Origin of the sequence: Streptococcus mitis, assembly GCF_023109105.1 — a bacterium.
GTDB lineage: Bacteria > Bacillota > Bacilli > Lactobacillales > Streptococcaceae > Streptococcus > Streptococcus mitis_BW.
Genome location: NZ_JALDTZ010000005.1, coordinates 86,419 through 103,046, shown reverse-complemented (window position 1 = coordinate 103,046; position 16,628 = coordinate 86,419). Strand labels below are relative to the sequence as shown.

The 16,628-nt window shown below is 40.4% G+C and carries 16 protein-coding genes; 1 reads left to right on the top strand and 15 read right to left on the bottom strand.

The annotated features are described in order from the left end of the window. Positions 1–175: 175 nt before the first annotated feature. The 6 genes from M1F37_RS04780 to pbp2b form a co-directional block, all read right to left on the bottom strand. Positions 176–880 carry a TIGR02206 family membrane protein gene (locus M1F37_RS04780; protein WP_247934933.1) on the bottom strand — a complete coding sequence of 235 codons (705 nt, stop codon included), beginning with the start codon at positions 878–880 and terminating at the stop codon, positions 176–178. A 90-nt stretch (positions 881–970) separates the two neighbouring features. Continuing rightward, positions 971–1,582, bottom strand: a complete 612-nt coding sequence (locus M1F37_RS04775; RefSeq protein ID WP_247934932.1) for an NUDIX hydrolase N-terminal domain-containing protein — start codon at positions 1,580–1,582, stop codon at positions 971–973. Beyond that, positions 1,569–2,942, bottom strand: a complete 1,374-nt coding sequence (locus tag M1F37_RS04770) for a UDP-N-acetylmuramoyl-tripeptide--D-alanyl-D-alanine ligase (RefSeq protein WP_247934931.1) — start codon at positions 2,940–2,942, stop codon at positions 1,569–1,571. The genes M1F37_RS04775 and M1F37_RS04770 overlap by 14 nt, the downstream gene beginning before the upstream one ends. Positions 2,943–3,025: 83 nt before the next feature. Then, entirely contained in the window at positions 3,026–4,069 is a 1,044-nt protein-coding gene (locus M1F37_RS04765; RefSeq protein WP_247934930.1) for a D-alanine--D-alanine ligase, read from the bottom strand. A gap of 174 nt (positions 4,070–4,243) precedes the next feature. Further along, positions 4,244–4,840 carry a recombination mediator RecR gene (gene recR / locus M1F37_RS04760; RefSeq protein WP_060628648.1) on the bottom strand — a complete coding sequence of 199 codons (597 nt, stop codon included), beginning with the start codon at positions 4,838–4,840 and terminating at the stop codon, positions 4,244–4,246. A gap of 10 nt (positions 4,841–4,850) precedes the next feature. Then, on the bottom strand, positions 4,851–6,908 hold the full coding sequence (pbp2b, locus tag M1F37_RS04755; RefSeq protein ID WP_247934929.1) for a penicillin-binding protein PBP2B: 2,058 nt from the start codon (positions 6,906–6,908) through the stop codon (positions 4,851–4,853). Positions 6,909–7,099: 191 nt separating this feature from the next. On the opposite strand from pbp2b, the gene M1F37_RS04750 reads away from it, so the two are divergent. Further along, positions 7,100–7,951 carry a MurR/RpiR family transcriptional regulator gene (locus M1F37_RS04750; protein WP_247934928.1) on the top strand — a complete coding sequence of 284 codons (852 nt, stop codon included), beginning with the start codon at positions 7,100–7,102 and terminating at the stop codon, positions 7,949–7,951. 15 nt (positions 7,952–7,966) lie between these two features. Here the strand turns inward: M1F37_RS04750 and M1F37_RS04745 are convergent, their stop codons facing one another. The 9 genes from M1F37_RS04745 to M1F37_RS04705 all read right to left on the bottom strand — a co-directional run bounded on the left by M1F37_RS04745 (position 7,967) and on the right by M1F37_RS04705 (position 16,606). Continuing rightward, positions 7,967–8,851, bottom strand: a complete 885-nt coding sequence (locus M1F37_RS04745; RefSeq protein WP_247934927.1) for an ROK family protein — start codon at positions 8,849–8,851, stop codon at positions 7,967–7,969. 17 nt (positions 8,852–8,868) lie between these two features. Continuing rightward, positions 8,869–9,786, bottom strand: coding sequence for a dihydrodipicolinate synthase family protein (locus tag M1F37_RS04740; protein WP_247934926.1), 918 nt, complete (start codon positions 9,784–9,786; stop codon positions 8,869–8,871). Between the two features lie 171 nt (positions 9,787–9,957). Continuing rightward, positions 9,958–10,602 carry a DUF624 domain-containing protein gene (locus M1F37_RS04735; protein ID WP_247934925.1) on the bottom strand — a complete coding sequence of 215 codons (645 nt, stop codon included), beginning with the start codon at positions 10,600–10,602 and terminating at the stop codon, positions 9,958–9,960. Positions 10,603–10,621: 19 nt separating this feature from the next. Next, positions 10,622–11,074 (bottom strand): YhcH/YjgK/YiaL family protein, encoded by a 453-nt coding sequence (locus M1F37_RS04730; protein ID WP_247934924.1) that lies wholly within the window; start codon positions 11,072–11,074, stop codon positions 10,622–10,624. 172 nt (positions 11,075–11,246) lie between these two features. Continuing rightward, complete coding sequence (locus M1F37_RS04725; protein WP_020901679.1) at positions 11,247–12,086, bottom strand: carbohydrate ABC transporter permease; 840 nt, start codon at positions 12,084–12,086, stop codon at positions 11,247–11,249. A gap of 15 nt (positions 12,087–12,101) precedes the next feature. Then, positions 12,102–12,968 carry a carbohydrate ABC transporter permease gene (locus M1F37_RS04720; RefSeq protein WP_161683542.1) on the bottom strand — a complete coding sequence of 289 codons (867 nt, stop codon included), beginning with the start codon at positions 12,966–12,968 and terminating at the stop codon, positions 12,102–12,104. Positions 12,969–13,189: 221 nt separating this feature from the next. After that, entirely contained in the window at positions 13,190–14,518 is a 1,329-nt protein-coding gene (locus M1F37_RS04715) for an ABC transporter substrate-binding protein (protein WP_247934923.1), read from the bottom strand. Between the two features lie 113 nt (positions 14,519–14,631). Continuing rightward, positions 14,632–15,330, bottom strand: a complete 699-nt coding sequence (locus tag M1F37_RS04710; protein ID WP_001135679.1) for an N-acetylmannosamine-6-phosphate 2-epimerase — start codon at positions 15,328–15,330, stop codon at positions 14,632–14,634. Positions 15,331–15,502: 172 nt separating this feature from the next. Continuing rightward, entirely contained in the window at positions 15,503–16,606 is a 1,104-nt protein-coding gene (locus tag M1F37_RS04705; protein WP_000241736.1) for a Gfo/Idh/MocA family protein, read from the bottom strand. Between the last annotated feature and the right edge of the window lie 22 nt (positions 16,607–16,628).

Below are 16,628 nucleotides of genomic sequence, written 5' to 3'. Positions count from 1 at the left end.
CTTGACACGGATTGCCACTGGTTTTTAGGGTTTTTATCAGACTAACTTCCACTTGAATTAGCGATGGAACTTAGTTTGGGAATTTAGCTCAATTTTTTAGTTTTTCTGTTTAGAAATTCATTCACTGTAAACTTTGTCAACAATCTGTCTATTGTACAAAAAAGAAAGCTCATTTCTAAGCTTTCTTTGCAATCATTTTTTCTGCTTCTTGTTCTAAAAATAGTTCCAAAATTTTCTTTGTCAATGTAATCGCCGCTGACAAGGCAAGAGAAACGATTAAATAATTAGCTACTAAGCCGTGATCTCCAACCAATGGCGGTTTTGTCAAGAATCCGTAATCGCCACCTGTCACCAAATTGACCACAAAAATCAAGGCATTTAGGGCAAAGGTCATGAGAAAAATTCCCTTCACATCCAGCAACCGCGCATTATACTGTCTCAATAGATAAACTAGAGAGTTCCCCAAGAGTGCTAAATGCCCAAAGATAAAGGATAAAATCGCAATATGTGGGAAAGGATAAGCATCTGGCACTGGATAAACAAAGGCTGCTAATGTCCCAAATGTTCCTAGTAATGCAAAATACTGCCTAAATTTAGACTGACCAGGAAGCAAGAGCACCACAAACATAGCCATACGGCAATGGTAAAAAGGTAGACTTTCTGACAGTGGCATATGATTGACCCAATACCAACCATAAAGGAGAATTAACTGAACCGCCTGTAAAATCTGGAAAAATCGTTGGTAAGCCTTCTTTTCACGATAACGATAGGCCGTATAAAAGGTCAAGGCCAAGAGCGTAAATAGGCTAACATACCAAAAAAGGTCAAATTTGGGTGGCTCTGTTGCTTGGGTCGTAAAGAAAATATCCCATAAATTCATCTAGTCTTCCTCATGATTCAAAATTTTCCTGCATATTATTATACCACGCTACTTAAGAAAAATGGATTTAGAAATACGATAATCATCTTCTTAATCAAGATATTGCTCCCTCTGACCTTGATAAACCTGCCAAAGAATCTCTATTTGCTCCTTGGTAATGCGTTTTTCTGATAAGGTTGGCAGTTGGTCAATGGCAAAAAATTGAAGGTCAGCAATTTCTTGATTTTCTTGGAATTGTCCATCAAGAAGCTTACATTCAAAAACAAACTTTGTATATTGTTTGCTCTGTAGTTGGAAACGATTGGTATCAAAAACAGCTAGTAGTCTTTCTACTTTGGCTTCAAAACCAGTTTCTTCTTCGATTTCCTTGAGAATATTTTCGGTTGGAGAATAGCCGACTTCACCAAAGCCACCTGGCAAAGCCCAATCATTCTCTCCTTGTCCCCTAACCAGACAAATCTTTTCGTCCTCAACAATCCAAGCACGGACGTCCATTAACGGGGTCGCATAAGAGGAAGTTGGTTTCAAGACTTCTGCCACTTCTTCTGCATCAAGGTCTGATCCCTGATTCAACATTTCAGATAAAAGACCTCGCAAGTCCTCGTAGCGCTCACGGTCAAAAGGATCCTTTGTAAAGGTTAATCCAGTATCTGTAATGGCAATCATTCTTTGCAAATACTTGACAAAATCACTTGGCTTCATTTTCTAAACTTTCTACCAGCTTGGCTAAATTCATAGAGTTAGAGCCTTTGAGCAAGATTTGGTCATTAGCTCCAAGGCTTTCTTTGACCTGCTTGACTAGGTCTTCAAATTGGTCTTGGTCTTCTGTTTTCTTGAAGTAGTAGACGTGGCCGATTGGGAACATTTGACTGGCAAGTTGGGCTAATTCAGCAATGTCTTCCCCATAGAAAATCACAGTATCAATTACATCTGGTGCTAGGCTCAAAATCATCTGATTATGGAGTTGAATAGACTGCTCACCCAGTTCCTTCATATCCGCCAACACTGCAATTTTCTTGCCACCTTCATTGGCTGGAATGGCAGAGAAAGTCTCTAAAATCAGCTTCATAGCAGTTGGATTGGCATTGTAAACATCTGATAGGATATCTGCACCATTGGCTGCTTTCTTCCACTCGGTACGGTTACGCGTCAATTCAAGATTTTGGAAGGCCTGACGAATCTGCTCCTCAGTCACTCCTTCTTGCAGGGCAACATAGGATGCAATCATAGCATTAGTGGCATTGTACTTACCAGTCACTGGCAAATCAAGGGCTTGTTCCAAGAAATTAGTCTTAAATGTCAGACTGTCCTTACGCTCAACCAGTTCTGTAATTTCCAATTCTGCTCCTGGGCCAAAACGAACCACTTTTTTATCAGTAGGCAAGTAGTCCTCTACAATCGGGTCTGCTGGCGCCAAAAGCAAAGAACCTGAAGCCATACCATCTGCAATTTGCATTTTCCCTTTAGCGATCTCGGAACGGTCTTTGAAAAAGGCTAAATGAGCCTCTCCAACCAAGGTCACGATGGCTGTTTTTGGATGAGCCAATTCAGACAAGAGATGAATATCTCCCAAGCGATCCTGCCCCATCTCCAAGACTAATTTTTCTGTTCCTTCAGGCATGTGGAGAACTGTATAGGGAAGCCCAATCTCGTTATTGTAGTTGCCTTGTGTCTTGTATGTTTTGTAGGTTGTTGATAGCAAGTGCGCTAACATATCCTTGGTCGTTGTCTTGCCATTTGAACCTGTAACTGCAAAGACATCAACCGCTGTTTTTTCAAGATAGTAGGCTGCTAGTTTTTGAAAGGCAGTCAAAACATCATCTACTAAAATGTAGGGATGGTTTGCGATTTCTTTCTCAGACAGGGTTACTGTGGCACCATTTTCAAAGGCTGTTTCGATAAAGTCGTGGCCATCACGCGCTCCCTTGAGGGGCACAAACAAGTCCCCTGTAGCAATCAAACGACTATCAAACTCAGCTTTTTCTAACTGGGTATCCTCAAATATGCTGATATCATTTTTAGCTCCGACAACTTGGGCCACTTCATGGATTGTTAATTTCATTTCTACTCCTTTAAAAAGGGTCGAAGCTCGAGAACTCTAGTCACCTTGCAGTGATGGTTCTGGCTCCTACCCTCTCTTTCATTTTATAGCAAATGCGCTTCGCGCTTGTCAAAACTTTCCTTGGCAAGGTCAACCAAACGCTCGATTAGTTCTGGGTAGCTGATTCCCATATTGTCCCAAAGTAATGGATACATAGACCACTGGGTGAAACCTGGCATGGTATTGAGCTCGTTGAGGAAAACCTCTCCCTTATCTGTATAGAAGAAATCGCAACGAGAGAGACCGAGCCCACCAATCGCACGGAAGGCTGTTTCTGCATTTTGGCGCATGACAGCTACCACATCATCACTGATTTTGGCTGGGATGTCCATAGTAATCTTGTTGTCAATATACTTGGCATCGTAGTCATAAAAGGCAACATCCTTGACTACTTCCCCTGGAAGCGTGCTTTTGACATCGTAGTTGCCCAAGAGACCAACCTCGATTTCACGGGCATTAACCCCTTGCTCAACCAAGACACGGCTGTCATATTGGAAGGCAAGTTTCAAAGCTTGACGGAGTTCTTCTTGATTTTCAGACTTAGAAATACCGACACTTGAACCCATGTTTGATGGTTTTGTGAAGACTGGATAAGTCAATTTTTCTTCAACTTCGGTGATTTTAGAAGTCACATCATCGCCTTCAACGATGGCCACATAAGGAACTTGGGCAATCCCGACAGATTCTAAGACACGCTTGGTCGTGATTTTATCCATGGCAAGACTAGATGACAAGATGTTACAACCGACGTAAGGCATTTTCAAAACTTCAAGGAATCCTTGAACTGAGCCATCCTCTCCCATCGGACCATGAAGGACTGGAAAGACCACTGCACCATCTTCGTAGATAGCACTTGGTGCAACTTTCTTATCCCAATCAATGGTTTCATTGGTCATAAGACGATCCTCTTGACCTGGAGTATGGCTAAATTCTTGCGTTTTAATAAAGTCACCTGACTGGCAGATGAAGAAAGTCTTGACTGTGAAACGGTCGTAGTTGACCGCACGCATGACACTTTCAGCTGAAAGAACAGAGACTTCACGCTCTGCACTACGTCCACCGTATAAAAGAATAATCGTTTGTTTCATATTATTTGTTCCAATTCTAATAGAATACTCGTTCTTTAGTATATCATATTTGCTTCTTTTTTGAAACTTGAACCTGATACTGGTCTTCAATAAATCTAAAAAGAGACCGATAAAACAACTGTCGATCTCCGTGATTTTTGTATAAATGAATTGAGTTTGTTAATTTGTCTAGACTTACAGCTCTGTTCGATTTTCAATGGCTCGTAAGAGTGTAACTTCGTCCGCATACTCGATATCTGCTCCCACAGCGAGACCTCGTGCTAGACGCGTAACCTTGATCCCAGCTGGCTTGAGCAAACGTGAAAGATACATGGATGTCGCTTCACCATCTGCCGTAGCATTTGTGGCCACAATCACTTCTGAAACCTCGCTATCCATCAGACGAGTCATGAGACTCTTGAGATTGATATCATCTGGACTGATACCATTCATGGGAGAAATAAGACCATGTAAGACATGATAGAGTCCATGGTATTCTTGGATGTTCTCCATGGCTGCCACATCACGACTATCCTCGAGGACTAAAATCGTTTTCTGGTCACGACTTGGATCGGTACAGATAGAACAAGGATCGTCATCAGTCAAACGACCACAGATGGAGCAATAGGTTAGCTCTCTCTTAGCAGAAAGGAGATTTTTAGCAAATTCATTGACATCGTCATCAGACATTCCAATAGTATAGAAGGCCAGACGGGTAGCCGTCTTAATCCCGATACCCGGTAACTTCGAATAACTGTCAATTAGCTTAGCAATAGGTGTTGGATAAAGCATATGTTCCTTTCTAATTCATTGGATGATGTTGGTTATAGAGGTTGATAATATCGCGCGCAATAGAAGGTCCGACACCATTTGTAAGGTTGGTGTTATGAGGGAAGACAACAGCTACAGCGATTTGAGGATTATCTGATGGTGCATAAGCCACAGCATTGGTATTGTTAGCTTTTTGACCTCCCTCAACATAACTTTCGGCAGTACCTGTTTTACCACTAATGGATACAGCTGCACCATTGGAAAAGGCACGACCTGTCGTCAGAGCACTCCCACCATGTGAAACTTGATAAAATCCTTGTTGGAGGATGGAAACATCAGACTCAGAAATATTAATTTTATTCATTTCCTTGGTATCAATAGATTGGATTAAGTTCCCTAAGCCACCTTGTTCATTATTTCCATAAATTCCCTCAACAATGTGAGGTGCAATTCGAACACCATTGTTAGCAATGGTTCCAACATACTGGGCCAATTGCATTGGGGTGTAGTTATCAAACTGACCAAATGCATTGGTAATGTAATTAGCAAAATTATACTCTTTTGGTATAAAACCAGTTGACTCATCTGGAAGATCAATACCTGTTGAGGCTCCAAGACCATATTCAGCAAATGTCGAACGAAGTTTCCCCATAGCGGATTCTAAATTGTTAGTTAAAACAAACATATTGGGTTGATAGGTCTGCCCCATAATGCCCAAAGCCGTTTGAACCATATAGGCATTAGAAGAATACTCCAAGGCTTCCACAGCTGTAATCGGGAATGAACCGTAGGCTTGAGTATACCAAGAATTAATCGGAGCTGAGCCTTGGAAGACAATCGGTTGGTCTGTCAAGGTCTGGTTCCCTGACAAGACTCCATTCTCCCAACCAGAACTGATGGTCGCCGCCTTGACAACCGAACCTGGGACAAAGACATTGGTTACCGTTCCCAAGGAATCAGGCGTCAACTCTCCCGTTTTCAAATCATGTTTGAGCCCTGACATAGACAAAACTGCACCTGTTTTTGGGTTCAAAGCAACTGCATAAACACCTTCAGAATATCTGGCTCCTCCATTTCCTAACTCGGAATTGAAATAACTCTTAAGAAGATTGTCCACGCTATCTTGAAAGGCCAAATCGATGGTCAGTTTAATATTATTCCCTTTGGTACCATCTTCGATATTTTCGACACTTTCCATATTGCCATACTTGTCTAGCTGGATTTCTTTCACAGAACGTTTTCCTTGCAAGGTTTCTTCATATTGTTTTTCTAGATAAGAGGTTCCAACACGGTCATTTAGAGAATAACCCTTTTTGATATAAGCATCTGCTTCTTCAGCTGGAAGACCAGCTTTTTCACTGGATACACTTCCTACTATAGACGAAAGAGAAGTCTCTAAAACCTTTCGATCCCACGAAGTTGAAATACTGATACCAGGTAAATTCTTAGAAGCAGAAGCTATCAAGGCAATCTGAGTATCTGTCAAGGAGTCTGTGGCAATGGTCCCTGTCGCAAAATTTTCAACTGCATTAAGTTGGCTAAAGAGGTAAATTTCTTTCTTTTCGTCATCAGAGTAGGCCAATTGGCTTGGATCGATACTTTCAACAGTATTATTGTAAAGCTCGGATTCAGATAATTGATTGCCATCAGAATCAAGTCGCTTCTCACGTGGTAAACTTTCCACTGCTTTCTTATAGACATCTTGATCTGCTAGGTAGTAATCTGCCAACTGTCGATCAGTCAATGTTGGAGAAGAAACTCCCACATAAGCCAGCAACTTCTTGGCTGTTTCTTTTAAATCTGCAGCCGTCATTTTGTTGTTCCTTGTAAAAGATACAACTTGCTTGATGGTGTTTTCGACGAGAGGTTTCCCTGTTGCATCGTAGATTTGTCCACGGGCTGAACTAGTGGTCACCTTTGTTTTACTAGCCGATGCTAATTTTGCCTCATAAAAATCCTTGTTCAAAACCTGCATATAAAGCAGGCGACCAATAATGGCCATAAAAAGCAAAATAACAATTGAAAACAATAAATTAAGCCGAATCGGAATCGAATGGCTATCAAATTTTCTCATACAAGTCAGTCTCATTTCTATTTAAAATCTTACTCTTCATTGTACCACAATTTGAGAAGAAAATTATGGAAAAGGAAAAAGCTTTTTTTCGTTTTTACGGTAAGATAAGTTTTTATTTATTCATCCCTATATTATATGATATAATGAATGTAAAAGTTCGATAACCCAATTTTTTCCAATACGACTCATTTAAAGGAGCCTTCCCTATGGACAAATCAGATATAGCAACCCTCATTGATTCCCACTTCGAAGAAATGACAGATTTAGAGCAAGAAATCGCTCGCTATTTTTTGCAAGATGAGACGATTAATGATAATTTATCTTCTCAGCAGGTTACTCAAAAATTACATATCTCTCAAGCTGCTCTGACCCGCTTTTCTAAAAAGTGTGGTTTTACTGGCTACCGAGAATTTATTTTCCAATACCAACATCAGGCAGAAAATCAAACCAAACAAGTCTCCAAGCACAGTCCACTGACAAAACGAGTCCTCAGAAGCTATAGTAATATGAGGGAACAAACACAGGACTTGATTGACGAAGAACAACTAGAACGAATTGCCCAACTAATCGAAGATGCTGAGCGTGTCTACTTCTTTGGAACAGGCAGTTCTGGACTTGTCGCCCGTGAAATGAAATTGCGCTTCATGCGTCTAGGTGTGGTCTGCGAGGCTTTGACTGATCAAGACGGCTTTGCCTGGACAACCAGTATTATGGATGATAATTGCCTAGTAATGGGCTTCTCACTTTCTGGTACAACACCTTCTATTTTAGATAGTCTATTAGACGCTAAGGAGATGGGAGCAAAGACTGTACTCTTTACAAGTGTTCCCAATAAAGATAGTCTGGCCTATACAGAGACTGTTCTTGTAGCCAACCACAGCCAACCCTCCTACATCCAACGAATATCCGCCCAACTTCCTATGCTCTTCTTTATTGATTTGATTTATGCCTACTTTTTGGAAATCAATCGCGAAAGCAAGGAAAAAATCTTTAATAGCTATTGGGAAAATAAAAAACTCAACGGCTATCGTAGGCAAAAACGTATAAGAAAATCCTAGTTTGGCTGGGCCAAACTAGGATTGTTTTGTTTTAAAATGATAATAAGCTCCCAACATACCTGCTGTATTTTGATGATGAGCAAATTCTAATCTTGTTTTCTCAGCCAAACTCGGTACCAAAGCCTCTTTCAAGGCTGTGCGGATCTTGGGTTTGAGGATAGCCTCTTGTCCCATGATACCGCCACCGAGAATGACCACTTCTGGATTAGCAACGTAGCAAATATTAGCCAGACCTTTTCCTAGATAGTCTACCATACGGTCAATACCAGCCATACAAATCTTGTTGCCTTCAGTGGCTTCCTTAAAGATGCGTCGACCATTCCACTGATCAACATCTTCTCCATGTGCTTCAGCTACATATTTCACTAAAGCTGTTGTAGAAGCCAAATCTTGAAACGCTCCATCCTGCATATGCATATACCCAACTTCACAGGCTGAATTGCTAAAACCATGGAAGACTTTCCCATCCATAATCAAGCAACCACCGATACCTGTTCCAATAGTCAAGCAAAGTGTCACACTCGCTCCCTTGCCTGAACCAGATACCGCTTCAGCAAGACCTGCACAGTTGACATCATTTTCAATCTCACAAGGAATATTAAAGCTAGTCTCGATTTCCTTTTTGAACTGGGTGCCTGCGTAGTTAGGGATTTGAGGCCCAGCATAGAAAATTTCACCCTTGTCTGGATCCACCATCCCAGCAGAAGAAATGGCAACACCTGCTACTGGACCTTGTTCTAAATAGCTGGCTACGATATCTTTGGTCTTTTGTAAGATATGAGGTCCACCTTTATGCGCCTCTGTTGGCATTTCATGCGATTCAACAAGTTGGCCTTCTTGGTCGATCAAACCATATTTGATGTTGGTTCCACCGATATCAATTGCAACATAGTGTGTCATAAATACCTCCTTATGGATTAGAGGAAGCGCTCCTTGGTTTCACGAATCAATTGAGCAGCTGCTTCTACAACTGGACGATCTTCTTCGATCACTGGTGTAAGTGGAGAACGAACTGATCCGATATTAAGTCCTTCATTGATTTTCAAGACTTCTTTGATGACACAGTACATATTACCATGTGCTGCAGTCAATTTACCGATGATAGCGTTGATAGCGTATTGCAATTCACGCGCTGTTTCCAAGTCTTTCTCAGCAATCAACTCATTAAGTTTCAAGAAGAGTTCTGGCATAGCACCATAAGTACCACCGATACCAGCTTTTGCTCCCATGAGACGACCACCTAGGAATTGTTCATCTGGACCATTAAAGACGATATGATCTTCGCCGCCAAGGCTAACGAATGTTTGAATATCTTGAACTGGCATTGAAGAGTTTTTAACACCGATAACACGTGGGTTCTTCAACATTTCTGTGTAAAGACTTGGAGTCAAAGCAACACCCGCCAATTGAGGAATGTTATAGATGACATAGTCTGTATTTGGTGCAGCAGCACTGATGTCGTTCCAGTATTTTGCTACTGAGTATTCAGGCAAACGGAAGTAAATTGGTGGGATTGTTGCAATAGCATCAACACCCAAGCTTTCTGCATGACGAGCAAGTTCCATACTGTCTTTAGTATTGTTGCAAGCCACGTGAGCAATGATTGTCAATTTACCTTTAGCAACTGCCATGACTTCTTCCAAGATCAATTTGCGGTCTTCTACGCTTTGGTAGATACATTCACCTGAAGAACCGTTGACATAAAGTCCTTGAACACCTTTATCAATAAAGTATTGAACCAAAGCACGTGTACGTTCTGGACTAACTTCACCAGCATCATCGTAACATGCGTAGAAGGCAGGAATGACACCTTCATATTTTTTTAAATCTGACATAGATTTCTCCTAAGATTTCTTTTTTTCCGCTAAAAGCAGGATTTATTCTTTACGTGTATAGTATACACCTTGCGAAAAACGCTTTCAATATCTTGTGTACACTTAGATTTTAGTTTCGATATGTATTTTGAAATGTTTATGGCTTGAAAGTAGTTTCAGAAACAAGCCATCCTATTGGTATTTTGCGAAAATTTTCTCCATCAATCCAGTCTGAATAAAGACCAAGAGTCCAAATCCAAAAAGCAGGAAGGCTGAGCCACCTAAAAGTAAACTGAAGGCGGACAGATAAAGAACCATCACAATGAGAAAGAGAATAGCTAACATAAGGAAGAACCAAGGAAAGTTAAAACTTGCCAAGATAAGTCCTTTTTGTAAGACTTCTTTCCAAGTTAAATCAAAGCGCGCAGCGATGGGATAGCTAGCCAGCATCACGATAGTGAGGAAGATAAGAACGCCTAGACAGATAGCTTTCACCATTTGGAAAGGCATAGCTGTCTGACCCCAGAAGAGATAGAGATCTAAAAGGCTTAATGAGACAATACCCAACTCAAGCAGACCTAACTGAAGACCTAGCTTCAGATTTTGCTTGAAAGCTCTTAAATAGATTCTAAAGACAGGCACACGTCTGCTCTTCTTAATCTCAAACATAGTCTCGTAGAGGCTTATTTTAGCCACCCCAATCGTCACAATAGGCAAACAAGAGACGACAAAAAGAAGATTGGCTGTCACGATATCCAAGACCTTCTCACTAAAACGCATGAGAAAGTTATCTGTATCAAATGCTGCCTTGATAAGGCTTACTCCTTTTTGTGCCATGTTTGCTCCTCCTGATTTTTTAATCAATCAAAATTTTAAAGAGATATTTGCGAACCTTGTCTTCCATACCTGCATAGCCATTTGGCTGGTGTGGTTCTCCTGGAAAGAAAATCGCAAAATTGTGATACCCCAACAAGAGTGGGTATTTTTCATGACAATGAACAAAGCCAATGTCACTCGCTTCGTCGAATGCTACTGCTTCATCTTTGATACGTGAACCGTAGCTCGAATATTCATGTCCTTCTACCAGCAAATGCAAATCTGCATAGTTCTTATGATGCTCAAATTGATCATTTTCAGCTTGATTGAGGACATTTTCCTGAACAACTAGAAAGACTTTATCTCCATCAATCTCATACTTACCTAATTCGAAAGAATCTTTACGGTGTTGGTAGAGATAGTCGATAGCCTTGTCTAGGTTGGGATGAATCCCTTTGTAAAAGGTGATGTTTTTCAAATCGTCAAAAATCATACTCTTTCCTTCGTTTCTGATAGTTAACTAAAATCATAGATTAAGTTTATAAGTGTCTGACAAAATCTTTAAGGTAAGCAAATACCCAACATTTTGTAGACACTTATAACCTCTATATTCCCATAGCATATCAAGACCACTTCCGCAATCTTGATAAACTAGTTTACTTTTCTTATCCTTTAACAGCTCCCATAGTAATCCCTTGAGTAAATGATTTTTGGAATACTAAGAAGACCGTTACGATTGGCACAGCTGCAAGGGCAGCACCAGCCATAATCAAACCGTAGTTAGTTGCCATCTCAGCCTGCATGGTCGCAACCCCGAGTGAGATGGTCAAGTTTTGACGTGAAGTCAACATTACCAACTGCATGAAGTAGTCGTTCCAAGTATTGATGAAGGTAAAGATTGCAAGGGCTGCAAATCCTGGCTTTACAATTGGGAAGGCTACGCTCCAGAAAGTACGAATTTCACCACAACCGTCGATCTTAGCTGATTCGAGCAATTCTGTTGGGATGTTTTCACTGAACTGTTTCATGAGGAAGACCCCGAATGGCCATCCAATCAAAGGCAAGATAACTGCCCAAAGAGTGTCATGGATTCCCATGAAGTTGACGATACGTACCAATGGTACAAGGACAACTTGTTTTGGAAGAGCCATGGCAGCGATAAAGATAGCAAATAGGATTCGTTGGCCATAGAAACGTTTTTTAGCTAGTACATAACCTGCTAGAGATGAGGTCGCACAAACTAAGAACATGGTTACCAATGAAATAAACACAGAGTTCCACATCCACTGCATAGCAGGGTTTTGCACCATGAGTTGTTGGAAGTTTTCCATGGTTGGCATTTTAGGGAACCATTGTGGCGGAATCATAATGGTATCAGGCTGTGATTTGAAGGCACCTGTCAAAATCCAGTAGAATGGAAAGATGAACAGCACTGTCAACAAGAGCAAGATAATAGTTGAAATAACAGTGAAAGCTGTTAAAGGTTTCTTTTGTGTAGATTGCATAGCTGTCTCCTTTCTTTAGTATTCTACGTCGTTTCCAAGTACTTTAAATTGCACAAAGCTTACGATAGCAATCATGACTGCCAAGAAGACACCAATGGTATTTGCATAGCCGTACTCTGTCAATTGGAAGGCTTTTTCGTAAAGGTAGTACATAAGTGTACTTGTTGAATAGTTTGGACCACCAGATGTCAAGAGCTGAATCAAGGCGAAACACTGGAATGAGTTGATTGTTGTAATGATTGCGATATAAAGTGTTGTTGGAAGGAGGCTAGGCCATTTAATCTTCCAGAAAACTTGCAATTCAGTCGCACCATCAACACGCGCTGCTTCCACCAATGAATTGTCAATATTCCCCATGGCAGCGATATAAAGGATAATCGGCTGACCAACAGATGTAGTCAAAAGGATAATCATAATCGCCATCAAAGCCCAGTTTTTATCTCCCAACCAAGAAATATTTTGGCTAATGATGTGGCTTGACTTAAGGACAAAGTTTAGAATCCCTGATAGTGGGTCATAGATCCATTTCCAAACAACTGTTACGGCAACACTACCTGTTACAACAGGAAGGAAGAAGACGAAACGGTAGAAAGATCTGGCAATGGCATTTTGATGATAGGTCTGAGATGCTACAAAGAGTGAGAACAGAACAACAACTGGTACAGATCCAATAACCAGAATCACGGTATTGATCAAAGACTTCATAAAGACAGGATCTTTAAACATACGAATGTAGTTGTCCAAGCCCACAAACTCAAATTTAGTCATTGAGTAGTTAAAGAAACTTGTAATGAATCCCATAATCATAGGAGCCAATACAAAGATGACAAAGAAGAATAACACTGGTGCTAGGAAAGCGTAGGAAATCACTGTTTCCCGCATACGAATTTTATTGACTTTCACAGTCGGCACCTCTCTTTCACAAATAGAATATTTTGGATTTTCTTGAACTGTTTTAAAATCAAAATGAAATTTTTTAAGATTCGCTTATGTAAGAACTTCATTTTAATTTCGTGACAGTTCCTGATATTTCAAATAAAATCCTCCCTTTTCTTACATAGATTATGCACAGGGAAAAGGGAGGAGTCAATCTGATTTAGTGCTTATTGTTTTGTAGCTTTTTTAATTGTTTCGTTAGCTTTCTCAGTGAAGGCTTTCAAAGCATCCGCTGGTTTTTCGTCACCATTTGATACAGATTGCAACATTGGGAACCAAAGTGTTCTCATTTCAGCAAAACCATTGATAGTGTTGTAGTATGGTGAGTAGTATTGAGTCCAACCACTGATTGTTTCCATACGTTTGTCTTCATAAACTTTGCCAAATGAAGTACGAACTGGGAAAGCACCTGTACGAACAACGTCTTTTGGACCCCATTCTTTGTCATCCGCGATGAATTGAACGAATTTCTTAGATGCTGCAACTTTCTTGTCGTCCTTGTTGTTGAATACTGCAAATCCGTTTACAAGGTATTCAAGAGCTGGTTTACCTGAGTCTGATGGGAATGGTACTTCTACCACTTCTACTTTACTAGCTTCCAAGAGTTTAGCTTGGATACCGTTTTGAGATGGTGCCCAAAGAACTGTGTAAGATGTTTGACCGTTAGCAAAGTTTTGGATATCTGCTCCACCGTCAAATTGTGAACCGTTGTTCAACAAACCGTCTTTAATCCAGCTAGCTGCTTTTTCAAGACCTTTGACGAATTTAGGATCATCAGTTGTATATTTAGTTACTTCTTTATCAGTTACAGAACCGCCGTAAAGGTTAGAGATGAAGGCACGTGTTCCTTGGTCTCCCCCTTGACCAGAACTGAACAATGAACCTGGAGTATATCCTTTATCTTTAAGCGCTTTCAAAACTTTTTCAAAGTCGTCTGTTGTCCAACCTTCTTTAACAAGGTTAGCTACACCAGCTTCTTCCAACATTTTCTTGTTCATAGCCATGTAGAATGGTGCTGAACTGATTGGATACATATAAGCTTTATCGCCTGCTTTACTTGCTTTTATAATGTTTTCATTGTTAACATCTTTGACGAAGTCATCTGTGAAGAGGTCGTTCAACTCAGCCAATTTACCGTTTTTACCATATTGGATGATACGTCCTGGTGCGTCAAAAAGCACATCTGGAGCTGTTCCTGCTTCGATAGCTGTTGTGATTTTTTCAGGACCAGACTTGAAGTCGATGGTTTCCAATTTCACCTTTACATCTGGATTTGCTTTTTCAAAAGCTTCGATGATTGATTTTTCATATGTTCCAACACCGTCACCAGTTTTTTCTTGTGTGAAGACTGGGAATGCCCACCAAGTGATTTCTGTTTTTCCGCTATCGCTACCAGATTTTGCAGCATCTTTACTTCCGCCAGAATTACCACATGCAGCAAGGCCAAGAATCGCAGCACCCGCAAGTACTGTACAAGCTAGTTTTCTAAATTTCATTTGTATTCTCCTAATTGATAAGCGTATCCATATTGGATAATGAGTTCTTTGTGTTTGTATACGTTTTCATTTTATTCGACGCATCCACCACTCTCCTCTGTTTTGAGATTATGTTATTTGAGACCAGCAACGAAGCGTTCTGTAATCTCTTTTGGTCTCGTAATAGCGCCACCGACAACGATGCCTCGCACTCCATATCCCAGAATTTGTTTGGCTTGTTCTGGTGTATGAATTTTTCCTTCTGCAATGACATCTACACCGGCATCACAGAGTTTTTTGATTAATTCAAAATCTGGTCCGTCCACTTTAGGACTGTAAGATGTGTATCCTGATAAGGTTGTTCCAACAAAGTCAATTCCTGCTTCTACAGCTGCTAGCCCTTCTTCGAAAGTACTTGTATCAGCCATCAAGAGCTGGTTAGGATATTTTTCCTTGACCTGACGGATAAACTCCTGAATCTCCAAACCATCGTAGCGTTCACGTTTGGTACAATCCAGAGCAATTACCTCAATATCAAGTTCTGCCAATTCATCAACTTCTTTCATAGTAGCAGTGATGAAGGGTTCTTGTGGCGGATAATCTCGTTTAATTATCCCGATAATCGGAAGGTTTGTAACCTCCTTGATTTCCTTGATATCGCGAACACTATTGGCTCGGATACCGACTGCTCCACCTTGCTCAGCCGCTTTGACCAGCAAGGGAATGACTCCTCCCGCTTCTGTATAAAGCGGTTCGTGAGGAAGGGCCTGACAAGAAACGATGATTCCATCTTTGATTTGTGCAATCAAGGCTTCTTTAGTAATCTGTGGCATCCTCTTTCCTCCTTCTCTTTTTTCTTATGGGTTTATTATATATCATTTTTAAAGCGCTTTCAATACTTTGTAGTGGAATAGATTTCAGTTTCAAAAACTAGACAAGTCAAACAGCTCCTCTGAAAGTACTTTCAGAGGAGCTAGTCAACCTATAATAGGAGAATACCAAAATTTATTTTACAATTTCTGACAATTTTACTTTGCGATCTTCAAACATAGATTGAGTACAAGCATCTGCAGTAGCAATTGCTTCGAGAGCAGCTTCACCTGTCAACAATTTTGCAAATTCTTCTGATACTGGAGCTCCTTGCATAATCTCATGCAGATAGCGCATTTCTTTATCAATGACAGATGATAACCATAATGGAGTACGTTTACCAGGTTTACCATAAGCAATTGCTCCATCCATCTCTGTACTATGATAGATACGAGTACGGTCATCATCTTCTTCTTGCGATTCATGAATCAAGAAATAACTTTCTTGTCCATCTAGCTTAAGAGTTCCTTTACAGTTGAATAAGTCTAAACGGATGGCACCTTTCGTTCCTTGAATCAAGACATAATGCTCGCCCCAGCGATAAGCTGAACCCCATTCTAACAAAGCAAATCGCTTATTAGAAAATTCCATATTGACAAAAATCATATCATCTTCATCACCGAAATTTTCACCCTCATGGGCTACATTTCCACCTGTCATGGTTACAGTTTCAGGCATTCCACCCATAAGGAATTGCACGCAATCTAATTCATGAATATGATGATACAAGTGACCACCTGATTTTTCACGAATTTTTTTCCATGATACTGACGGTTGTTGTTCTTCCCAACCATTACGAGCTGTGTGACAATATAGAACGTCTCCTATAACTCCTTGATTAATTAGTTCTTTTGCATGATGGACACCATTGAAGAAGTTCATAATATGTCCTGCCATAAAGGTTACATTGTTTTCTTTACATGCATCTACCATCTCGCGACAATCTTGATAAGAAAGCGCAATTGGTTTTTCACAGAAAACATTTTTACCATGTTGTGCAGCCTTAATAACCGGTTCCTTATGAAGATTATTTGGAGTTGCGACGATAACACAATCTACCTCATCGCTAGAAACCAACTCATCTAGGGAACTTGCTACTTTTGCTCCCAATTCTTCTGCAATCGCCTCTGCATTATCTGGATCATAGAGAAGAGTAATCTCTGCTCCATCATTCTTTTGCATATAGCGAGCTAACTCAGCTCCAAAATATCCTGTTCCAACAACACCATATTTAACCATGTTTTTTCTCCTTTATTAAATA